This is a genomic window from Thermovibrio sp. (genome assembly GCA_015488335.1).
Taxonomy (GTDB): domain Bacteria; phylum Aquificota; class Aquificia; order Desulfurobacteriales; family Desulfurobacteriaceae; genus Balnearium.
This window is the reverse complement of sequence record WFNZ01000051.1, coordinates 40,376-62,065: the sequence shown is the minus strand read 5'-3', so window position 1 is coordinate 62,065 and position 21,690 is coordinate 40,376. Positions and strand designations below refer to the sequence as shown.

Here is a 21,690-nt window from a genome sequence, read left to right as displayed (position 1 = left end):
CCCGTTGAAAACTCACCGGCCAGACTCCGGAAGGGGTGCCCTTTACGGGTTCTTCCGGAGGATGAAGGCTCGGGAGGAAAAACCCATATCAGGAGGTAGAAATGTCTGAAGAGATGAAAGAGCAGCAGCCTCAGGAAACTCAAGAGGTTCAGGAAGTTCAGCAGGAGCAGACTCAAGAAGTTCAGGAGCAGGAGACCTTTAAGCCAAGGCCGCCTGGCCAGAGGGTTACGATGAAGGAGCTCCTTGAGGCCGGCGTCCACTTCGGCCACCAGAAGGAGCGCTGGAACCCCAAAATGAAGAAGTTTATCTTCACAGAGCGTAACGGCATCCACATCATTGACCTTCAGCAGACCATCAAGTTCTTTGAGGAAGCCTACGACTACATCGCAGACTTAGTTGCAAACGGCGGAACAGTTCTCTTTGTCTGCACAAAGAAGCAGGGTCAGGACATTGTTGAGGAAGAGGCAAAGCGCTGCGGAATGTTCTACGTTAACAAGAGGTGGTTAGGTGGAACCCTCACAAACTTCCAGACCATCAGGAAATCCGTTTACAAACTGAAGATGCTCAAGAAGATGGAAGAGGAAGGGGTTTTAGAGCAGCTTCCAAAGAAAGAGGCTGTAAGGCTCCGCAGGAAGAAGGAGAAGCTTGAGAAATACATCGGCGGTATTGAGAACATGAACCGCCTTCCCGACGCCCTCTTCATTGTTGACATCGTTAGGGAAGAAAACGCCGTTAGAGAGGCCAGGAAGGCCGGAGTTCCTATTGTTGCCCTCGTTGACACAAACGCAGACCCAGATCTCGTAGACTACCCGATTCCAGCAAACGACGACGCTATAAGGGCTATCAGGCTCCTCACGTCAAGGATTGCAGACGCCGTTCTTGAAGGAAAGATGAGGAGAGAGGCTATAAAGCTTGCCGAAGGTGAGGAAGCTGCCGAGGAAGAGCTTGACTTCCTGCCTGAAGAGTAATGAAAGGAGGAGGAGAAATGGCTGAGATAACAACTCAGATGATAAAGGAGCTCCGTGAGAAGACAGGAGCGGGAATTGTTGACTGTAAGAAGGCCCTTCAGGAGGCCGGCGGAGATATAGAGAAGGCCGTTGAGATACTGAGGAAGAAGGGTGCTGCTAAGGCTGCAAAGAAAGCTGAAAGAGCAACAGCTGAGGGAATCGTTGTCTCCTACATCCACGCAGGCGGTAAGGTTGGAGCTTTAGTTGAGCTCAACTGTGAAACTGACTTCGTTGCAAGGACTGAAGACTTCAAGAACTTAGGCCACGAGATAGCAATGCAGGTTGCTGCAATGGCTCCCGAGTACGTGAGCAGAGAGGACGTTCCTGCTGAAATAGTTGAAAAAGAGAAAGAAGTCCTTAAGGAGCAGGCACTTGCCGAGGGCAAGCCCGAGCACATAGTTGAGAAGATAGTTGAGGGAAGGCTCTCCAAATTCTTCTCCGAAAAGTGCCTCTTGGAGCAGCCCTGGATAAAGGATGACAGCAAGACAATAAAAGACCTCTTAACAGACTACATCACCAAGCTTGGTGAGAACATCAAGGTTAAGCGCTTCTGCCGTTTTGAAGTTGGCAAGTAATTCCCGGGGGCGTTCTGCCCCCTTTTCGTATAATTTCCCGAAAATCCTTTTGAGAAGGTGGGAATGGCCCTTAAATACAAGAGAATTCTCCTTAAGCTCAGCGGAGAGGCGCTTCAGGGAAACAAGCCGTACGGTATAGACCCTGAGTTTCTCCGAAGGCTTGCCCAGGAGATAAAGAAGGTTGTTGACCTTGGAGCACAGGTTGCCGTAGTCATCGGCGGTGGAAACATCTTCAGGGGAGTCTCCGGAGCTACTCAGGGAATGGACAGGGCAACGGCCGACTACATGGGAATGCTTGCAACTGTTATAAACGCCCTTGCTCTTCAGGATGCCCTTGAGAAGGAAGGACTCCATACAAGGGTTCTCACTGCAATAGAGATGAGAGAGATTGCAGAGCCCTACATAAGGCGAAGAGCCATAAGGCACCTTGAGAAAGGAAGGGTTGTCATATTCGGTGCTGGAACGGGAAATCCGTTCTTCACAACAGATACGGCGGCCGCTCTAAGGGCTGCCGAGATAAATGCAGACGTTCTTTTAAAGGCAACAAAGGTTGACGGAATTTACACGGCCGACCCTATGAAGGACCAGAACGCCAGGAAGCTTGACAAACTCTCTTACAAAGAAGTAATTACAAATGGTATAAAGGTTATGGATTCAGCCGCAGTTTCTCTCTGTATGGAGAACAACATACCCATTGTCGTTTTTGACGTTCGGAAGCCGGGAAATCTTGAGAAAGTTGTTAAAGGAGAGGCAGTAGGATCACTTGTAGAAGGAGAGGGGCTATGATTGACCAACTACTGAAGGACGCAGATAAGAGGATGAAAAAGGCAGTTGAGGTTCTTAAGGGAGAGTTTGCAGGTCTTAGAACGGGTAGAGCATCTACCGTTTTAGTTGAAGATATAAAGGTTGACTACTACGGTTCACCTATGACGATAAAGCAGATTGCACAGATTTCGGTTCCAGAGGCTAACCAGATAGTTATTCAGCCGTGGGACGTATCCGTTGTTCCTAACGTGGAGAAGGCTATTAGAGAATCAGACCTTGGCGTTCAGCCCCAGAGGGATGGAAATATCATCAGGATTATTCTTCCACCGCTAACGGAGGAGAGGAGAAAAGAGCTTGTCAAAAAGGCCGGTAAACTTGCCGAGCAGGCAAGGATTGCAATAAGGAACATCCGCCACGAGGTAATGAAGGAACTTGACAAACTGAAGAAAGAGGGCGGATATTCAGAAGATGACATTAAGCGCGCTAAAGATGAACTCCAGAAAATTACAGATAAACACGTGAAAGAGGTGGATAACCTCCTCTCAAGGAAAGAGGAGGAAATTCTTACCATCTAAGGAGGTGAGTACTATGGCTCACAAGATTGACCCTGAACTCTGCATCGGCTGTGGCGCGTGTGCATCTGTATGTCCAACGAACGCCATCAGCCCAACTGACGACGGAAAATACTACATCAACCCAGACGACTGCATTGACTGCGGTGCCTGCGTAGAGGTCTGCCCAACAGACGCAATCTCAGCCGAGTAATCGGCAACCATCGGGGGCATTCTGCCCCCTTTTTATTTTTGTGAGGGCGGGAAGGGGTTAATTTGGTATTTAATCTCGGTTATTACTACAATATATCCAAGCTCTTAATTGAAATTTCAAATCTTAGTGCCTGTTTTGACCCTTCACTTAGAGGACACAACTTAAGGGTTGCTTTAATTTCTCTTGCGATTGCTAATAAGCTCTCATTTTCCCGTGAGTTTCTTTTAAATATTCTCATAGCCTCGCTCTTCCACGATATTGGTATTTTATTTTTTAAAGAAAAGGAGCAGGTAGCTCTTTTAAAAGAAGAGAACTTCAATAGTAGAGCAATCCATCTTCATGCTGAGATAGGTTTTAACCTTTTAAACAGATATCCCTTTTTTAAAGAAGCTGCGAAAATAATAAGAGACCACCATAGATCCTATTCTGAATTTATTGGCAGTCCCCAGAAATTTTCTTTTCCAGCACAGATACTTTTTCTTGCAGATAGAGTAGATGTATGGATTAACAATAGACTGTTAAAAGGGTATTCTCTCCTTGATGCTATTTCTTCTTTAAAAGGAAAACTGGAGGAAGGGCGCGGTTTTCTATTTAGTCCAAAATTGCTTGATATACTGTTCAACTTTTACTACGAGAAGGAAGCATTCTGGTTTAACCTTTATACTGAAGAAGAGTATGTTAGAGAGACTGTTGTTGACTGGCTTGACAGGTTAGATTTTGCTATGAGTATTGGGGAGCTCCTCAGAACGGTTAACCTTTTTGGTTTCATTATAGACTTCAAAAGCCCTTTTACCGCCACCCACTCCTCTGGAGTTTCTCAGACGGCAACCCATTTGGCCTCTTATTTCCATTTTTCTCAGGAAGAGTTAAGAAAAATGAAGATTGCAGGTTTTTTACATGATATTGGAAAAATTTTTATCCCCAACGAAATTTTGGAGAAACCGGCACAGTTAACAGAGGAAGAGTTCTTCATTATGAAATCACACGTTTACCATACCTACAGAATACTTAGCCGATTTATAAAGAATGAAGATGTGGTGGAATGGGCTTCTTACCATCATGAAAGGTTAAACGGTAAAGGCTATCCCTTTAAGCTTAAGGCCAACAAAATCCCTCTCGGTTCAAGGATTATGGCAGTTGCAGATATGTTCACAGCTTTAACAGAAGAAAGACCTTACAAGAAATCTATTTCCAGCTCTGAAGCTGTAAGAATGATGATTCAACTTTCAGAAGAAGGAGAGCTTGATACTCAGGTTGTTTCTGTTTTGAGGAATAACTTGAAAGCAATTGATAGGAGCAGGCAAATTTCCCAGAGGTTGGCTGCAGAGCTCTACGGCGAACTTAAAGAAGTCGTTTCAAGTTTTGAGTCGTCTTGTAAAAATTAGGATTTCAATGAGTATTTAAGATAAGTAAGAGAACTCAAAAGGGACTATAGTTGTAAAATCTCGCCTTTCTTAAAAGAAAATAGAAAACCAGAACGTTAACGTTTCTAACAGGAAGAAAATAGAAGTAGATATCGGAAATAAGCCTCTATTTTAAGGTTTACTCTTTTTCTTCTCTGGTAATTCTTACTTTGAAATTTCAGAAATTATTTTCCCTGCTACTTCTTTGGGGTCGGGAGCTCCCGTTATCGGCCTTCCTATCACCATGTAGTCCGTTCCAAGTTTTACAGCGTCTTTCGGCGTTACAACCCTCTTCTGGTCGTTCTTTGCAGCCCAGGTTGGCCTTATTCCCGGCGTAACGGTTATGAAGTCCTCTCCGAGGTTCTCCTTTATGAGCCTTACCTCTCTTGCAGAACAGACTACTCCGTCAAGCCCTGCTTTTTTGGAGAGCTCTGCCAGTCTTAAAACCTCATCTTCCACTGAAGACTCTATTCCAACACTTTTAAGGTCATTTTCATCCATGCTGGTTAAAATTGTTACGGCTATGAGAAGCGGCCTCTCAGCGCCGATTTTTTCAGCGTATTCTTTATTGAACTCTGCAATCTGTTTTAAAAATTCAAATCCACCAAGGGCGTGGACGTTGTACATCCAGACTCCAGCTTCTATGCCAACCCTTGCTGCAGACTTAACTGTGTTTGGAATGTCGTGGTATTTGAGGTCTAAAAAAACTTTTTTCCCTCTCTTTGAAATCTCTTTTACAACCTCTATTCCACACCTTGAAAAGAGCTCCAGGCCAACTTTGTAGTGGTTTATCGTATCTCCAAGTGTGTCAACAAGGTTTAGAGCCTTTTCGCACCTGTCAAAGTCAAGGGCTACGATTACCATCTCAGAGCTCCTCAATCATGCAGATGAATGTCGGTTTTACTATCACGTCCAACCTGTTTATTTCGGCTATTGCCCTGTCTATCTGCTCTTTTCTGGCAGGGTGGGTTGTCATAACTATCGGAACGCCCCCCTCAAAGTCTAAACTCTTCTGGAGGGCGCTCTTTATGCTTATCTGTTCTTTTCCAAGTATTTCCGCAATTTTTGCAAGAACTCCCGGCCTATCAACAGCTGTGAACCTTAAGTAGAAACTTGAAGTAAACTGATTGGGGGGTTTTAGGGGGAGCTCCTCTCTACCCTTTATCAAACACTCTGGAACATCGTAGGTATTTCCCAGAGCAACGTCAACTATGTCTGAAACTACTGCGCTTGCCGTTGGCCTTCTACCTGCACCTTTGCCGTAGTAAAGGGTATCCCCGACAAAATCTCCCTCTATAAGGCAGGCGTTGAATACTCCGTTGACGCTTGAGAGGATATTCTCCTCTGGAATCATTGTTGGGTGAACCCTTACCTCAAGCTCTCCGTCTGTAGTCTTTGCTATTGCAAGGAGCTTGACCGAATAGCCGAACTCCTCACGGGCTATCTCTATGTCTAAGGGAGTAAGCTCTCTTATCCCTTTAACGAAAACGTTTTCTGTTTTCACCCATCTGCAGTATGCAAGGCTTGAGAGGATTGCGATTTTGTGGGCTGCGTCAAATCCTTCAACGTCTAAGGTGGGGTCGGCTTCGGCAAATCCCAACTCCTGGGCCTCTTTAAGGGCTGTTTCAAAGCTCATTCCCTTCTGGCTCATCTCTGTTAGAATGAAGTTCGCCGTTCCGTTTATGATTCCGTAGATGGCTTCTATTCTGTTTCCAACAAGCCCTTCCCTTAAGGCCTTTATTACAGGAATACCGCCACCAACGCTTGCCTCAAACTTCAGCGAAACGCCGTTCTCCCTTGCCAGATTGAAGAGCTCCTCTCCGTAGTCTGCAAGGAGTGCCTTGTTTGCCGTTACTACATGCCTCTTTCTCTTTAGGGCCTCCTCAACAACTCTTTTGGCAATTCCCGTTCCGCCTATCAGCTCAACAACGGCATCACATTGGACCTCAAGGGCTTTCAGACCATCATCAAAAACTTTTTCCTCAGGAACACCGAGGGCTTTAACTTTTTCCGTGTCTCTATCTGCAACAAAGGCTATTTCAACCGGTTTCCCGATTCTTTTCTCTATCAGTTCTCGGTTTTTGAAAAGGAGCTCCACAACACCGCCCCCCACCGTTCCGCAGCCGACGATTCCAACCTTGAAACTCTCCACCACCTCCTCCAGAGTCAGACGTTGATGTTCCGCAGACCATACTTCTCAAATGCCCTCTTTATTCCCCGAACTGCCTGCTTTATCCTCAGCTCATTCTCAACCAACGCAAACCGGACGTATTTGTCTCCATACTCCCCAAAGCCTATTCCAGGGGAGACTGCAACTTTACCGTCTAAGAGGAGCATCTTCGCAAATTCCAGAGAGCCCATAGACTGGAACTTCTCGGGTATTTTTGCCCAGACAAACATTGTTGCTTTCGGCTTCTCAACGTGCCAGCCTATCCTGTTTAGCCCTTCAACTAACGTGTTTCTCCTGCTCTCATAGATCTTCCTGTACTCTTCAACGCAGGACTGGTCTCCCTTTAGAGCTATTATTGCCGCTATCTGGATGGGCTGGAACATTCCGTAGTCTAAGTAGCTCTTCATTCTGTAGAGGGCGTGGATTATCTCCTTATTTCCGGCGGCAAACCCCACCCGCCAGCCGGCCATTGAGTAGGTTTTTGATAGGGAGTAGAACTCAACGGCAACTTCTTTCGCTCCTTTTACCTGGAGGATGCTTGGCGGAACGTAGCCGTCAAAGGCTATTTCTGCGTAGGCAAGGTCCTGAATCACTATGAGGTTGTTGTCTTTCGCAAAGTCAACGATCTTTTCAAAGAAAGGTAGTTCAACGGTTGCCGTTGTAGGGTTGTGAGGGAAGTTCAAAATTAAAACCTTTGGCCTTGGCCAGCTCTCTTTGTAGGCTTTTACGATGGACTCAAAGAATGCCTCTTCATCAAACCCTTCGTCTGTGAGGATGGGAACGCTCCGAACGTCTCCGCCGGCAATGATTATTGAGTAGGGGTGAATCGGATACGCCGGAGTTGGAACTATTGCTACGTCTCCCGGGTTTATGAGTGTAAGCGCAAGGTGGGCAAGCCCCTCTTTTGAGCCAATTGTTGTGATAACTTCAGTTTCAGGGTCTAAGTCAACGTCATACTTCCTCTTATACCAGAGGGCTAAGGCTTCCCTCAGTTTAAAAAGGCCTTTTGTTTGGGAATACCTGTGGTTTTTCGGGTTCTGTGCAGCTTCACACAGCTTGTCTACTATGTGCTGTGGGGTTGGAAGGTCGGGGTTTCCCATTCCAAGGTCAACGATGTCCTCTCCCGCCCTTCTCAGCTTCATCTTCAGGTCGTTTACAACTGCGAAAACGTAGGGTGGAAGCCTGTCTATCCTTGCAAACTGAAACTGGGGCATTTTCTTACTCCTACCTTTGAGTAAGACCTAATTATACAGCCCTTTTGTTAGAATTTGGCTGCACGGGTGAACGGGAAGTCCGGTGAGAGTCCGGCGCTGTCCCCGCAACCGTGAGCAGGGAATAACCGGGCCTTTGCCACTGGAGTGGAGAGGTTAAGAGCCGCCACTCCGGGAAGGCACTGGCCTAAATGAACCCTGCGAGCCGGGAGACCGGCCCGTGCGAAAACTCGTCTGCCCTGCGGGGGGTCAGGGCAGGGAGGTAGAGTGAAGAGGGTTCTTTTTGTCTTTTTCTGGGTAGTTCTATTTGGTTTAAACGGTTTCTGTTTTGACAGGGTTGTTTCTCTCTCTCCTGCCCTTACCGACATTATCGCTTACGTTGGAGCGGAGAAGAAGTTAATCGGCGTAACGGTTTTCTGTTCGGGAGAAGTCTGCAGGGGAAAGGAGAAAGTTGGCGGAATTGTTAACCCCAACGTTGAAAAAATTTACTCCCTCCATCCAGATCTTGTTATAGCCACGACTTTAACACCAAAAAGAGATGTTGAAGCCTTAAAACGTTTAGGTTTAAAAGTTCTTGTTTTCAGACTTGTTTCTCTTGAGGATGTAGTTGATGCTACCGGGAGACTGGGGGAGCTCCTTGGAGGAGATGGGGCAAAGGGGAGGAAACTCTTAAGAAGAATAAGAAGAGCTGTTCTCCCCCTCTCCCGGTGTTTAAAGGGAAAGAGGGTAGTTATTGTTATCTCTTCAAGGCCTCTATACGTTGCCGGGAGTAAGAGCTACTTAGGAGAAATCCTTAAACTGGCCGGAGCAGAGGTTGTTCCGGATACTACATTCTCTGTTATTTCTTACGAATCCCTGGTGGAGCTCCGCCCCGATACTGTTCTTCTTGTAGGGAATGGCAACCTGTATCTGTTAGCCCGTTTTCACGTTGTAAGGGTGAAGCCTGCCGATGAGCTGCTCCACCCCAGCCCTCAGGTTTTAAAGGGAATTGGGGAGCTCCGGAGGGCGGTTTGCGGAAAGTAGCTGTTGTTCTGGCAGTTTTTATACCTTCTCTTCTTCTCCTCTTCTGGGGCTTTCCCCCAACGAATATTGTTTTGGAGCTCAGACTTCCCGAGCTTCTCCTCTCCTTTGGCTTCGGCGGTTCCCTCTCTGCCGCCGGAGGCGTTTTCCAGGGAACTCTGAAGAATCCCCTTGCCGAACCTTATACCCTGGGAACAGCTGCAGGGGCTGCCCTTGGGGCGGCGGTAGCCTCTGTTTTCCGATTTCCTGTTGAGTGGGGGGCTCTTGTCGGGGGGCTCCTTTCAGTTTTCTTCATAGTTCTCTCTTTCAGGGTTTTCAGCGACCCTCTCTCCGTTCTCCTCTTCGGCGTTGGCTTAACGGCCTTCTTCTCAGCCTCAATTCTCTTCCTCTACGCGCTCTTTCCCGTTTACACCCTTCAGGAGGCACTTCTCTTTACCCTCGGCTACATTATGCCTGTGAAAATTTCCCTTTCACTGTTTCTCTTCGTCGTTTCTCTTGTTTCCCTTGCGCTCCTTATATTCCGTTCAAGGAACCTTGACCTCATCTCTTTAGGAGATGAAACCGCCTTCTTCTCCGGCGTTGACCCGAAGAGAGAGAGATTTCTCCTCTTTCTCATCTCTTCCGTTCCCGTTTCACTCTTTGTTGCCTACTGCGGTGTTATCGGCTTTGTGGGGATAGTTGTTCCCCACGCCGTCAGGTTTTTGGGATACAGAACGGGGAAACTCCTTCTCCCTGTCTCTTTCCTTGTAGGTGGTGGAGCTCTCTCCCTCTCCCAGTGGCTTGCAAGGACTCTTCTCTACCCGACTGTTCTCCCTGCTGGAGTTATTACGGCTCTTCTTGGAGTTCCACTTTTCCTCTATATCCTCTGGAGGTATACAGGTGGTAGAGGTTAGGGAGCTCTCCCTCAGGGTTTTAAAGAATATCTCTTTTACCGTTCCGGAAGGTTCTGTTGTTGGAGTTGTTGGGAAGAACGGTGCCGGGAAGACTACCCTTCTAAAGTGTTTGGGCGGTTTCTACAGCTACTCTGGGAGTGTAAAGGTTAACGGCAGAGAGATTAGGGAGCTCCCACCGGAAGAGCGAATAAAAGCGGTTAACTACCTGCCTCAGGACTTCTACCACCCGTTTCCATTCACAGTTTACGAGTTTCTCTCATCTACCACGGGAAAGAGAGATGAAGAGATAGAGGAAGTTCTCTGCCGCCTTGGAATTTCAGCTTTCAAGAACAGGCTCTTAAACGGCCTGAGCGGAGGAGAAAAGGTTAAGGTTCACCTTTCAAGACTCCTTTTGATAGACCCTGAAGTTTACCTTTTAGATGAGCCCGTTGCTTACTTAGACGTTTCTGTTGTTCCTTTAATTGGAGAGCTTGTCAGGGAAATCTCTAAAAGGGGAAAAACTGTTTTCATAACTTCCCACGATGTCAACTTCCTCTATGAACTCTGCCAGCTGTTTTTGGGGCTTAAAGAGGGGGAGCTCCGTCTGTTTGGAAGTGGAGGGGAGCTCCTTGAAAAGAGCCGTGAAATTTTCGGTGTTGAGCTGAAGGCCTTTGAGTGCAACGGAGAAATTTTCATAAAAACTGTTTAAGGAGGTGAAAAGTGAGGAGATTTTTAGCCGCTGCAACTCTTTTAGCTTTGTCGGTTCCTGCCTTTGCCCAGAGTAATGAACCGGAGATAACGGTAACCGCCACAAGGGTTTCAGTTCCACTTGAAAACGTTGGAGACGACGTTGACATCATCACACAGGAACAGATAAAAGAGATGGGCTTTACCTCAATAACAGATGTTCTTAAATACGTTGCTGGATTAACTATCTCATCAAACGGAGGCCCCGGTCAAACAACGAGTCTTTACATGTTAGGTCTTCCAACAAAGCACATTCTTTTAATGATTGATGGTGTTCCTGTTTACGATCCATCTACGACAGACGGTCAACCAAATTTGGCATATATAGATTTAAGCAACGTTGATAGGATAGAGGTTTTAAAGGGACCTCAGGGAGCTCTCTACGGCTCCGATGCAGTTGCTGGTGTGATAAATATCATTACAAAAAAACCTAAAAAAAGCACGATTTCTTTGAATTTTGAGGGAGGTAAGTATAAAACTTTTAAAGAGCGTATTTATTCGGCTTTAAAGCTCAAAGATGGTTTTCTTTCTTTCACCGGTGAAGGTTTTAAGACAAACGGTTTTAGTGCTACTAATAAGAAATCTTATTCCTACGAGCCTGATAACGACGGTTACAGATATAAAACAGGCTGGTTTAGTTTCGGATGGAATCCCATTTCCAGAGTTAAGATAACAGGAAATCTGAAGATGAAAGGGGGTTCTGCAGATTATGATTCTTCTGTTTCGGGAGCTAAAACATCTTTTAATCAGTTCTTTGCTAGTTTAAAGGTGGATACCATTCTAACGGATAAGCTTACTGTTTCTACGCTACTGGGAAATAATAGAGAGTTAAGAAATTACGGAAGTGATTATATAGGTATTGTTAGATACTTCTCATTTCAACCTGTTTACTACCTGACAGATAATCTTTTCATTACCGGTGGAGCTAACTACAGACAGGAGAAAGCAGAAATACCATCAAAACATGCAGTAAACTTGAAATCCCTCTTTTTAGAGGCGCACAGCGAATACTACGGTTTTTATCTGACCGGAGCTGTAAGAAGGGATTTTCACAGCACCTTTGGAGATAAGACAACCTATAAAGTTTCTGCAGCTTACGGAGTTGAGAAGACGAGAACGACTTTTAAGGGAGAGTACGGAACAGGATTTAGAGCTCCCTCTATCTTCCAGCTTTACGGCTACGGTGGAAATGAGAATCTTAAAGCTGAAACAAGTGAAGGCTGGATTGTAGGTATTAAACAGTCTGTTCCAGAAGTTCATGGAGTTGAAACCTCTTTTGAAGTTGATTACTTCAAGAACCACGTCTGGAATATTATTGATTGGGATTTCAACCTTCCTGTAACTCCCTGGGGAGGTTATAGAAATTACAAGAAAGCCATTACTGAGGGTGTAGAAATAAAGCTTAACGTTAAACCCTGCAGGTATTTCTCCATTTTTGGTAGCTATACCCATACAAGGGCAAAAGAGTTTGATGGCGTTAGCTGGAGTAAGCTTGCAAGAAGACCGAAGTTTAACTATACCGTTGGTCTAAAAAGTGGATATAGAAATATTAAGTTCTCTCTATGGGCTCTTCACTACTCCGATAGAGAAGATTCAAATGGTAATACTCTTGGCGGATTCACAACATACAACTGCTACGTTTCCTACGCGCTTAACGACAGGGTTAACATCTACGCTAAGGGAGTTAACCTTACAGATAAGGACTACGAGCTTGCCTACGGCTACAACACTATGGGGAGAGCTCTCTTTATCGGAACCGATTTCAGGTTTTAACTCCTTTTCGGGGCTCTGTGCCCCGCTATAATTTTTCTTATGGGAAAGAGAGTTCTGATTGCAGGGGCTTCAGGTTTCATAGGTTCCCATACGGTTAAAGTTTTATCTGAAAAGGGTTATGAGCCCATTCTGATCTCAAGGAATCCTGAAAAGCTCAGAGGAAGATTTCCCGAATTCTCTGTTTTTTCCCTTTCAGATATCAAAAAGGCCTTTTTGCTAAAACCCTTTGCAGTTGTTAACTCTGTTGGGATTTTAAAAGAGGAAGGCTCAACCTACGAGGAAGTTCACGTTGAGCTTACAAGGAAACTTGTGGGGCTCTCTAAGAAACACAGCGTTGAAAAGTTCGTCCAGATTTCAGCCCTTGGAACGTCGCCGGAAGAGAAGAGCCGCTACTTTAAAACGAAGTGGGTAGCCGAGGAGATTGTTAGAAATAGTGGAATTCCATACGCAATCTTAAGACCTTCAATAGTTCTTGGAAAAGGGCAGAAGCTCTACGACGATTTAAAGAGGCTCTCACGGTTTCTTCCGGTTCTGGGAGCTCCCCGTATGAAAGTCCAGCCCGTTAAAGTAGAGAAAGTTGTTGAGGCTGTTTTGAAAGCTGTTGAGTGCCAGATTTCTGGAACCGTTGAGCTCTGCGGAGATGAGGTTATTACAATGGGGGAGCTCTTCAGGAGAGCTTTAAAAGAGATGGGAATAAAGAGGCCTGTTGTTGAGGTTCCAAAAGTTTTCCTGTTTCCTTTTGCCGTTTTGAAAATTGGAGGCCTTGACTTAGAGCAGTTTAAGATGATTAAAGACAACACCTGCGGAGGAGAGGTTGGAAAGGTTAGATGAGCTCTTTGATACTGCAGAGAGGGTTCTGAAGGGAGAAGAGAGCGTAGAGAAGTTAAAGGAGTTCCCCGAGGGGAAACCGGTAAGGAAGCCTGTTGAGAACCCCTTTAAAAGGTCTGCACTCATCGTTTCTGGAGACCGTGTAAAACATTTAAGAAAAGTCTTCTCAAGGCCTGCCGATGTAATCATATTCAATGTTGAAGACGGGGTTTCAGATGAGAGGAAGCCCTTTGCAAGGCTCTTAATCAGAAAGCTCCTACTAAACACCGATTTTGACGGAAGTAAGGAGATAGTTGTCAGGGTTAACCCGATAGACTCCCGGTTCTTATACGACGATTTAACGGAGCTCCTTCCTACCATTCCCCACGCTTTTCGCCTCAGTAAAGTCCGCTCTCCTGAGGACGTTGTCGCTTTAGACAGGCTAATCTCCGCTTTTGAAACTTCAAGAGGAGTGGAAAAGGGCTTCATAAAGATTCAGCTCTCCATAGAGACTCCAGAGGCCGTTGAGCGTTTAGCTGAAATTCTTTCGGCATCAGAAAGGATTAACGCCGTTTACCTTGGGATTTTAGACCTCTTTGGGGAGCTCTCCCTTCCCCAGAAGTTCCAGTCTGGAAAGCTCGGGGAGTTCATAAGGGAATCATTCGTCTTCCACTCCCGTTCCCGCGGCGTTTACCCTATAGCTCCTGCGTATCAGGACTACAAAGACCTTGAGGGCTTTGAGAGAGAGGCAAAAGCTGAGAAAGAGATGGGGTTTGCCGGTAAGATGTGCATATCCGTTAAGCAGGTTGAGATTGCAAACAGGGTCTTCTCACCAACGGAAGAGGAGATAGAGGAGGCGAGAGAAATTGTTAAAGTTTACGAAGAAGCGCTGAAAGAGGGAAAGGGAGGAGTGGCCTACAGTGGGAAATTCATAGACCAGCCCATTTACAAAAGTGCCCTTAACACTCTCCGTTTTTCCCGTTCTTGAAGAGCTTGTCTAACCTCTCCCACAGCGTTCTCACTACCGGTAGGGGAGTAATATCCTTTCTCCTTACTGCGAAGAAGCACCTCTTTATTGAAAGCCCTTTAACCTTTAGAACTTTCAGCTTCCCGCACTGAACCTCATCCTCAACGGAGTATTTGGAAACCAGACCGTAGCCAGCTCCTCGCTTTACGGCCTCTTTAATTGCCGTGTTGCTCCCAAGGTAAGCAACAACGTTCAGTGTTCTCGGGTCGATTCCGGCTTTCTTCAGCTCCTCCTCAACAGTTCTCCTCGTTCCGGAGTCTGCCTCACGGAATATGAGGGGAAGTTTGGGGAGTTCCTCAAGGTTTACGGAATCCCCTTTGTGGTAGGGTGGAGCTATCAGAACTATCTCGTCGTCGTGAATCTTCTTTGCCTCAAGCTTTGGGTCTTTAACCTCAAGGCCAACAAACCCTATGTCAAAAGCGGGGAGCTGTTCTTTAAGTATTCCTATAACCTTGTTTGAGTCAAATATCTCAACGATAAACGTCACCTCAGGGAAGATATCCCTCAATCTTCTTAAAACGTGGGGAATCAGGTAATCTCCGGGAATGTTGCTGGCTGCAATCTTTACAGTTCCCGTGTGGGGTTTCTTGTCTAACGAGAGGAGCTCCGCCAGAGCCTCCTCCCTCTTCTTCAGTATCTCAACGGCGTGGCGGTAGAGTATCCTGGCCTCTGCTGTAGGAATTACCTTCCTTCCAACCCTGTCAAAGAGCTTTTTCCCTAATACGTCCTCAAGGTGCTGAATGTGGGTGCTGACAGTGGGCTGAGATAGACCCAACTGCTGTGCAGCTTTGGAAAAACTCTGGTTCTCAAAAACCCTAGCAAAAACCTCTAACTGTTTAATGTCCATCTCTTACTCTAACCCCAAAATCTTTAGTACTACGTCAACTGTTACGAAGAAGAGAACTCCAGACATGATTATTGAAATCATTGCGCCAAATCCCCAAACAATAGGTGGAAGCTTAAGGCTTTTAACGTAGCGGATATAGTAGAGAAAAGTTATGAGTGAGAAAATGGCAGCCAGTCCAATTTTCAGTCCAAAGTAGTCTTTAAGGTTTAAAACCTTTGAAAAGATACCGAGTGGAAGAAGAGAGAACATTGTCATCATGTAGAGCCCTACGATTGTTGCTCCTATCCCAAGCCCCTTGGCAAGGCCGTCGTTAAAGCTCCTGGCCATACTACACCTCCGTTAAAATGTCTGAATTTATATTCTATCAAGTTTCTGTTATTTTTTATTGAGAAGAATTTAATCCTTTGTCCTCCTTTGCTTTCAACGGGAAAAAATTTTACCTGTAGTTGACGCTTTTTCTTTAAAGTGTTAAATTAGCTTCCCAGATACGGAAGGCAGCACGACGGAAACTGAGTAAGGCCCCAGAAGGCATGCCGTTTCTGCCTTCTGGGGCTTTTAACTTTTTAAGAAACTTTTAGAGAGGTAAGGAACATGGAAAAGCTCACAGGAACAGTGAAGTGGTTTGACTCAAAGAAGGGGTACGGCTTCATCACAGCCGACAACGGACAGGACGTTTTCGTCCACTACACAGGCATCAGCGGAGAAGGATTCAGAACCCTTGAAGAGGGTGAAAGAGTATCCTTCAACGTTACAGAGAGCGAGAAAGGCCTTAAAGCTGTAGATGTAGAAAGGCTTTAACTTAGAGAACAACTTTAATTAGAATAGTTGCCACGGTTTCCGTCTGAAACGGCGGCGGGAATCGTGGCAATTTTTATTTAAGGAGGACACATGGAGTTCAGTTTTGATCAATTAGATGAGAGAATTCAGAAATCTCTGGAAGAGATGGGGTTTGAGTCGCCTACTCCCATTCAGAAAGAGGCTATCCCTGTTGCTCTTAAAGGCGAAGACATTGTTGGTCAGGCGCAGACAGGAACGGGAAAGACGGCAGCTTTTGGAATTCCCATTGTTGAGGGAATAAGCCCGAGAGAGAGGGGAGTTAAGGCGATAATCCTGACTCCAACAAGGGAGCTTGCCATTCAGGTTGCCCACGAGATTTCGCTGATAGGGAAGAACAAGGGAATTTCAGCCTACCCTATCTACGGCGGGGTTTCCATAGAGAGGCAGGCAAACATTCTGAGAAGGGGCAGAAACCAGGTAATTGTTGGAACTCCCGGAAGGGTGAAAGATCTTATAAACAGGGGAATTTTAAGGCTTGATAGAGTTCGCTACGCCGTTTTAGATGAAGCAGACCAGATGTTAGACATGGGCTTCATTGAGGACATTGAAGAGATCCTCTCAAAGACTCCCAAAGAGAAACAGACGATGCTCTTTTCGGCCACGATGCCTTACGAGATTAGAAAGCTGATAGATAGCTACCTGAAGCCCGGCTATAAGTTCATCAAGGTCAGCAAACAGCTTATCACTCCTAAGGTTAAGCAGAGGGTTTTACTTGTAAGGAGTGAGGACAAGCTGAAAGCCCTTGAGAAGATTCTGAAGGAGAACGAGGGAACGGCAACTATCGTTTTTGTGAAGACAAAGAGGGACGCTGCCGATATTGAGAGGGAGCTCCAGCGCCGGGGCATAAACGCAAGGGCCATCCACGGAGACCTTTCACAGAGGCAGAGGGAGAACGTTTTAAGGGCTTTCCGGGAAGGGAAAGTTAAAGTTCTCGTTGCTACAGACGTTGCAGCCAGAGGCCTTGACATTAAAGACGTTGGCCTTGTTATTAATTATGAACTCCCTGAAAACCCTGAGAGCTACGTCCACCGAATCGGTAGAACTGGAAGGGCCGGAAGGGAAGGAACGGCGATAAGCCTTGTTGCAGAGCCTGAGAAGAGAAGAATGTACAGGATTAAGGGACTTAAAGGCATAAGGCCTGAGAGGTTCAGGGTAAACGACGTTAAAGAGCTGAAGGAGAAGCTCCTCTCTGCAGATGTAAGCCGAGTTCCTGAAAGGGTTAGGAAACTTGCAAAGGAGCTCCTTCAGGAAAGACCTGCTGAGGAGATTGTTTCTCTCCTCCTCTCAAAGGTTATGAGGTAGGCCTTCCGCCTGCCTCTTTAAAAAGCTCCAATCTTTCTGAACTTCTGATACCTGTCTTCAACGAGTTCTTCAGGTGAGAGTTTTTTCAGTTCGTCAAGGTGTTTCTTAACGTAGTTTCTGAAGTTCTCAAATGTTGTTTCCCAGTCCCTGTGGGCACCCTCTAAAGGCTCAGGAATTACCTCATCAACGATTCCTAATTTTTTGAGCTCTTCAGCGGTCAGCTTTAGAGCCTCTGCTGCCTCCTTAACCTTATCCTGAGACTGCCAGAGAATTGCTGCACACCCTTCTGGGGAAATTACTGAGTAGATAGAGTTCTCAAACATTAAAAGCCTGTTTGCAACTGAAACTGCAAGAGCTCCTCCGCTTCCTCCTTCTCCAATAACAACGCTGATTACTGGAACTTTCAGCTTTGACATCTCAAAGAGGTTCCTTGCAATGGCCTCAGACTGGCCGTGCTCCTCTGCCTCTATTCCGGGAAAGGCTCCAGGGGTGTCAACTAAAGTGATGATGGGCCTTTTGAACTTCTCTGCCAGCTTCATAACCCTTAGGGCCTTCCTGTAGTCCTCGGGAAGGGGCATTCCGAAGTTCCTCTCTATCTTCTCCTTTGTCTCCCTTCCCTTCTCCTGGCCGATTACACAAACGCTCTCGCCTTCAAACTTTGCAAATCCTGCAACTATCGCCTTTCCGTCTCCGCAGTGGCGGTCGCCGTGGAGCTCCACAAAATCCTCAAAAACTGCCCTTATGTAGTCAACGGCGTGGGGGCGGTTGGGGTGGCGGGCAATCTGAACCCTATCCCAGGCGGAGAGGTTCCTGTAGAACTCCTCAATCTTCTTCTGGAACTTCTTTTCTATCTCCTCAATTACGGCAGGGTCGTGCTTTCCCATGCTCTTTAGTTCCTCAATCTTCTTTCTGAGTCTATCTACCTGAAGTTCAAACTCGTGCAGTCCGGCCATTTTTTCAACCTCAGTTTACCTTCACTTTTTTGAGCTGCAGGCTGTTTTGAAGCTCCTTAAGAATATGTGCATCAAGGGGTAGCTTCAAGTCCGGGTCTATTTGCAACTTTACAAAACAGTCGGGGAGCTCCGCCTCAACAACAACCGGTTTCCCGTCGGGTGAGGAGTTCTCCTCTATGAAGCTCCTGAGCTTCGTTAGGGTTTCCTCTGAAATCTGATTTCCCTCAATTGTTATAACAATCTCGTTTACCTGCCCAGAAACCGCTTCACGGACGGAAACTATCTCCCTTGCTATAACGCTCTTGCTCTCCTCCTCTTCTCTCACCTGTCCTCTGATGGCTATAAGGTTTCCTTCAGTGAGGAGCTCCGAAACCTCCCTGTAAACGTTTGGAAAGACCAGAACGGATACGGTTCCGTCAAGGTCTGTAAGTTCTAAGGTTGCCCAGAGCTCTCCCCTCTGAGTCCTCCTAAGCTTCACTTCAGTTATGGCTCCTGCAAGGAAAACCTCCTCTCCATCCTTCCACTCCTCTTTCTCAGACGAGGAGTTGAACTTCAGCTCAACAACACCCTTATACTCCTCCAACGGGTGGCCGGAGAGGTAGAATCCTATGGCTTGTCTCTCATACTCCCACTTAATCCTGTCGTTCCACTCTGGAATATCGGGAAACTCCTTTTCAACAACTGCCGTCTCATCTCCAAAGAGGCTCATAAGCCCCTTGCTCCTTGACTTCTGAATGCTCTGGGCTGCGTTCATTGCCCTGTCTAAAACCTCGTAGTTTGCAGCCCTTGAAATTCCCGTTGAATCAAAAGCTCCAGCCTTTATAAGGGCTTCAATAACCTTCCTGTTTACAATCTTCAGGTCAACCCTCTGGCAGAAGTCGTAGAGGTCTTTAAACTCCCCACCCTTCTTTCTTACCTCCTCAATGTGGAGAGCGGCTTTCTCTCCAACGCCCTTAATTCCTGCAAGCCCAAAACGAATTCCCTCACCTTCAATCTCAAAGTAGGCACCGCTCTTGTTTACGTCCGGCGGGAATACAGGAATTCCGTTCTCCTTGCAGTCCTTCATGAACTTCACAATCTCGTCTGTCTTGTCAAAATCAATAGACATCATTGTTGCCATCAGCTCTTTCGGGTAGTGGGCTTTCAGGTAGGCGGTTACGTAGGCAAGGAATCCGTAGGCTGCAGAGTGGGACTTGTTGAATCCGTATTCTGCAAACTTTGCAATATCGTCAAAGAGCTTCTCTATCTTATCTTTCGGGTATCCTCTCTCAACAGCCCTTGAGACGAAGATTCCCCTCTGCTCCTCCATTATCTCCTTCTTCTTCTTACCCATTGCCCGCCTTAAAAGGTCTGCCTCTCCTAAAGAGTAGCCTGCAAGTATGTTGGCTATCTGCATTATCTGTTCCTGGTAGATGAAGAGGCCGTAGGTTTCTTTAAGAACCGGCTCAAGCTCGGGGAAGATGTAGTCAACCTCCTCCTCTCCGTGTTTCCTCTTTATGTAGCTTTCCGCCATTCCTGAGTTAAGGGGACCGGGCCTGTAGAGGGCAACAAGGGCGATTATGTCCTCAAAAACGCTGGGCTTTAGCCTCTTCATCAGGTTTCTCATTCCCCTTGATTCTAACTGGAAGACGCCGATTGTGTTCCCCTCCTGAAGAAGCTTAAAGGTCTTCTTGTCGTCTAAAGGAAGTTTTGTCGGAACTATCTCAACGCCGTGCCTTTCCTTTATGAGCTTTATGGTTCTATCTATGATTGTTAATGTTTTAAGGCCTAAGAAGTCCATTTTCAGAAGACCCAAGGCTTCAACCTGACCCATGTCGTACTGTGTTGTGATGTCTCCGTCTTTACTCTTTGCAAGGGGGATGTAGTCTGTGAGGGTTTCAGGTGCTATAACGACGCCTGCTGCGTGGACTCCCGTCTGGCGGGCAAGCCCCTGGAGCCTTCTGGCTATTTTTATGAGCCTTTCAATTGTCGGGTTTTTCTCCATCAGGTCTTTGATTTCGGGAGCTCTCTCAACAGCATCTTCAACAGACTTTGCGTCGTTGGGAATGAGCTTTGCTAACTTATCTACCTCTTTCGGCGGGATTCCAAGAACCCTTCCAACATCCCTAACAACCATTTTTGTTTTCATGGTTCCAAAGGTGATAATCTGGCAGACCTTGTCCTCTCCGTACTTATCCCGAACGTACTGGATTACTCTGTCCCTTCCCTCCTGACAGATATCAACGTCAATATCTGGCATCGTTACCCTTTCAGGGTTCAAGAACCTTTCAAAGAGAAGATTGAATCTCAGCGGGTCTATGTCTGTAATTCCTATAGCGTATGCAACTAAAGAGCCTGCCGCCGAACCCCTTCCCGGTCCCACTGGTATTCCGTTTCTCTTTGCCCAGTTGATAAAGTCCCAGACTATGAGGAAGTAGCCCGGGAATCCCATATCACTGATGATTTTCAGCTCGTGGTTGAGCCTTTCGTAGTATTTCTGTCTCTCCTCTCCGTCTAAAATTCCCTGTTCTTTAAACCTTTTTTCAAGGCCTTCCTCTGCAAGTTTCCTTAAATAGCTTTCGTAAGTGTGACCTTCTGGAACCTCGTACTTTGGAAGCAGGTATCCTCTGTTCTCAAATGTTTCCAGTGTGTCTTCCACCTTTTCTGCTATTTTCAGCGTGTTAAAAACGGCCTGGGGAACTTCACTGAAAACTTCCATCATTTCCTGGGCGTTTTTGAAGTAGAACTCCTTGCTCGGGAACCTCATTCGTTTTTCGTCAGCAAGTTTTTTGCCTGTTTGAAGGCAGAGGAGAACGTCGTGGGCTTCCCAGTCCTTTTTGTTGAGGTAGTGGGCGTCGTTTGTTGCAACAAGGTCTATGTCAAGTTTCTTGGAGAGCTCTATCAGGAACCTGTTGGCTTTTTCCTGTTCCTTAATTCCATGGTATTGGATTTCTAAGTAGAAGTCGTCTCCGAAAAGTTCCTTATACCACTTTGCAGCTTCTTCGGCTTCTTTCTCCTTACCCATAAGGTAAAGAAGAGGAATTTCTCCCTGAATGCAGGCAGAGAGGGCTATTAAACCTTCGCTGTACTTTTCCAGAACCTCTTTGTCAATTCTCGGCTTGTAGTAGAAACCCTCAATGAACCCTATTGAGCTGAGCTTCATAAGGTTCTTGAGTCCTGTATCGTTCTTTGCAAGGAGTATCAGGTGGTAGCTCCCCTTCTCTCCCTCTTTTCCCTTGCTCTTGTCAAAGCGGGAGCCTCTGGCTATGTAGAACTCCTGGCCGATTATTGGCTTTATCCCATTATCTTTACAGGTTTTGTAGAGCTCGTAAGAGGCAAACATGTTCCCGTGGTCCGTTACTGCAACGGCAGGCATTCCATACTCTACAGCTTTATCAACAAGGTCTTTTACCTTTATTGCACCGTCTAAGATGGAATACTGTGAGTGGAGATGAAGGTGGACAAAGTCTCCGGGTTTTACTGCCATTCTTTTCTCCCTTTACGTTTCGTTAGAAAGGTCAATATACTTTGAAAGGATTTCTCTGTCCACAGAGGGAATCAGGCTTTTTTTGGTGTCCAGACAACGCTCCAGAGTAGAACTCCTATGAGGAGCAGTATGCCTATAAATAT

21 protein-coding genes and 1 riboswitch are annotated in these 21,690 nt (G+C 46.2%); of the genes, 14 read left to right on the top strand and 7 right to left on the bottom strand.

Annotated elements, in window-relative coordinates; translation table 11 throughout:
• The first annotated feature begins 230 nt into the window (after positions 1 to 230).
• The 6 genes from rpsB to F8H35_RS06105 all read left to right on the top strand — a co-directional run bounded on the left by rpsB (position 231) and on the right by F8H35_RS06105 (position 4,497).
• Positions 231 to 968 carry a 30S ribosomal protein S2 gene (gene rpsB / locus F8H35_RS06130; RefSeq protein WP_472572675.1) on the top strand — a complete coding sequence of 246 codons (738 nt, stop codon included), beginning with the start codon at positions 231 to 233 and terminating at the stop codon, positions 966 to 968.
• 17 nt (positions 969 to 985) lie between these two features.
• Complete coding sequence (gene tsf, locus F8H35_RS06125) at positions 986 to 1,582, top strand: translation elongation factor Ts (protein WP_472572655.1); 597 nt, start codon at positions 986 to 988, stop codon at positions 1,580 to 1,582.
• Positions 1,583 to 1,645: 63 nt separating this feature from the next.
• Positions 1,646 to 2,368: a UMP kinase gene (gene pyrH, locus F8H35_RS06120; protein ID WP_472572654.1), complete on the top strand. Its 723-nt coding sequence runs from the start codon at positions 1,646 to 1,648 to the stop codon at positions 2,366 to 2,368.
• Complete coding sequence (gene frr, locus F8H35_RS06115) at positions 2,365 to 2,922, top strand: ribosome recycling factor (protein ID WP_472572653.1); 558 nt, start codon at positions 2,365 to 2,367, stop codon at positions 2,920 to 2,922. The genes pyrH and frr overlap by 4 nt, the downstream gene beginning before the upstream one ends.
• Before the next feature lie 13 nt (positions 2,923 to 2,935).
• Entirely contained in the window at positions 2,936 to 3,112 is a 177-nt protein-coding gene (locus tag F8H35_RS06110) for an ATP-binding protein (RefSeq protein ID WP_464904038.1), read from the top strand.
• 62 nt (positions 3,113 to 3,174) lie between these two features.
• Positions 3,175 to 4,497, top strand: a complete 1,323-nt coding sequence (locus F8H35_RS06105) for an HD domain-containing phosphohydrolase (RefSeq protein ID WP_472572652.1) — start codon at positions 3,175 to 3,177, stop codon at positions 4,495 to 4,497.
• A 183-nt stretch (positions 4,498 to 4,680) separates the two neighbouring features.
• Here the strand turns inward: F8H35_RS06105 and pyrF are convergent, their stop codons facing one another.
• The 3 genes from pyrF to F8H35_RS06090 are packed head-to-tail and all read right to left on the bottom strand — an operon-like array spanning position 4,681 to position 7,899.
• Complete coding sequence (gene pyrF, locus F8H35_RS06100; RefSeq protein WP_472572651.1) at positions 4,681 to 5,379, bottom strand: orotidine-5'-phosphate decarboxylase; 699 nt, start codon at positions 5,377 to 5,379, stop codon at positions 4,681 to 4,683.
• Position 5,380: 1 nt separating this feature from the next.
• Complete coding sequence (locus tag F8H35_RS06095) at positions 5,381 to 6,667, bottom strand: homoserine dehydrogenase (protein WP_472572650.1); 1,287 nt, start codon at positions 6,665 to 6,667, stop codon at positions 5,381 to 5,383.
• A gap of 14 nt (positions 6,668 to 6,681) precedes the next feature.
• A complete protein-coding gene (locus F8H35_RS06090; RefSeq protein ID WP_472572649.1) occupies positions 6,682 to 7,899 on the bottom strand; it encodes an aminotransferase class I/II-fold pyridoxal phosphate-dependent enzyme in 1,218 nt (405 codons plus the stop codon).
• Positions 7,900 to 7,946: 47 nt separating this feature from the next.
• Positions 7,947 to 8,132: riboswitch (cobalamin riboswitch) on the top strand.
• Positions 8,133 to 8,163: 31 nt separating this feature from the next.
• On the opposite strand from F8H35_RS06090, the gene F8H35_RS06085 reads away from it, so the two are divergent.
• Genes F8H35_RS06085 through F8H35_RS06060 form a run of 6 tightly spaced genes read left to right on the top strand, consistent with a single transcriptional unit; the run spans position 8,164 to position 14,103 of the window.
• On the top strand, positions 8,164 to 8,919 hold the full coding sequence (locus F8H35_RS06085) for a helical backbone metal receptor (RefSeq protein WP_472572648.1): 756 nt from the start codon (positions 8,164 to 8,166) through the stop codon (positions 8,917 to 8,919).
• Positions 8,907 to 9,809 (top strand): FecCD family ABC transporter permease, encoded by a 903-nt coding sequence (locus tag F8H35_RS06080; RefSeq protein WP_472572647.1) that lies wholly within the window; start codon positions 8,907 to 8,909, stop codon positions 9,807 to 9,809. The genes F8H35_RS06085 and F8H35_RS06080 overlap by 13 nt, the downstream gene beginning before the upstream one ends.
• On the top strand, positions 9,796 to 10,497 hold the full coding sequence (locus F8H35_RS06075) for an ABC transporter ATP-binding protein (RefSeq protein ID WP_472572646.1): 702 nt from the start codon (positions 9,796 to 9,798) through the stop codon (positions 10,495 to 10,497). The genes F8H35_RS06080 and F8H35_RS06075 overlap by 14 nt, the downstream gene beginning before the upstream one ends.
• Positions 10,498 to 10,508: 11 nt before the next feature.
• Positions 10,509 to 12,308: a TonB-dependent receptor plug domain-containing protein gene (locus tag F8H35_RS06070; protein ID WP_472572645.1), complete on the top strand. Its 1,800-nt coding sequence runs from the start codon at positions 10,509 to 10,511 to the stop codon at positions 12,306 to 12,308.
• A gap of 39 nt (positions 12,309 to 12,347) precedes the next feature.
• Complete coding sequence (locus F8H35_RS06065) at positions 12,348 to 13,139, top strand: NAD(P)H-binding protein (protein WP_472572644.1); 792 nt, start codon at positions 12,348 to 12,350, stop codon at positions 13,137 to 13,139.
• Complete coding sequence (locus tag F8H35_RS06060; RefSeq protein ID WP_472572643.1) at positions 13,123 to 14,103, top strand: HpcH/HpaI aldolase/citrate lyase family protein; 981 nt, start codon at positions 13,123 to 13,125, stop codon at positions 14,101 to 14,103. The genes F8H35_RS06065 and F8H35_RS06060 overlap by 17 nt, the downstream gene beginning before the upstream one ends.
• Here F8H35_RS06060 and F8H35_RS06055 read toward each other — a convergent pair.
• Both F8H35_RS06055 and F8H35_RS06050 read right to left on the bottom strand, forming a co-directional pair.
• Positions 14,075 to 14,989, bottom strand: coding sequence for a selenium metabolism-associated LysR family transcriptional regulator (locus tag F8H35_RS06055; protein ID WP_472572642.1), 915 nt, complete (start codon positions 14,987 to 14,989; stop codon positions 14,075 to 14,077). The two genes, F8H35_RS06060 and F8H35_RS06055, sit on opposite strands and share 29 nt — an antisense overlap.
• Before the next feature lie 3 nt (positions 14,990 to 14,992).
• Positions 14,993 to 15,316 (bottom strand): hypothetical protein, encoded by a 324-nt coding sequence (locus F8H35_RS06050; protein ID WP_472572641.1) that lies wholly within the window; start codon positions 15,314 to 15,316, stop codon positions 14,993 to 14,995.
• A gap of 264 nt (positions 15,317 to 15,580) precedes the next feature.
• Between F8H35_RS06050 and F8H35_RS06045 the strand changes: the two genes are divergently transcribed.
• Complete coding sequence (locus F8H35_RS06045) at positions 15,581 to 15,787, top strand: cold-shock protein (protein WP_472572640.1); 207 nt, start codon at positions 15,581 to 15,583, stop codon at positions 15,785 to 15,787.
• A 90-nt stretch (positions 15,788 to 15,877) separates the two neighbouring features.
• Entirely contained in the window at positions 15,878 to 17,128 is a 1,251-nt protein-coding gene (locus F8H35_RS06040; RefSeq protein ID WP_472572639.1) for a DEAD/DEAH box helicase, read from the top strand.
• A gap of 17 nt (positions 17,129 to 17,145) precedes the next feature.
• On the opposite strand, the gene F8H35_RS06035 is transcribed toward F8H35_RS06040, so the two are convergent.
• Together F8H35_RS06035 and dnaE are read right to left on the bottom strand one after the other, a co-directional pair.
• The gene (locus tag F8H35_RS06035) at positions 17,146 to 18,081 is read right to left on the bottom strand and encodes an acetyl-CoA carboxylase carboxyltransferase subunit alpha (RefSeq protein WP_472572638.1); all 936 of its coding nucleotides are present in this window, start codon (positions 18,079 to 18,081) and stop codon (positions 17,146 to 17,148) included.
• Between the two features lie 10 nt (positions 18,082 to 18,091).
• The gene (gene dnaE / locus F8H35_RS06030; protein WP_472572637.1) at positions 18,092 to 21,547 is read right to left on the bottom strand and encodes a DNA polymerase III subunit alpha; all 3,456 of its coding nucleotides are present in this window, start codon (positions 21,545 to 21,547) and stop codon (positions 18,092 to 18,094) included.
• Positions 21,548 to 21,690: the final 143 nt, after the last annotated feature.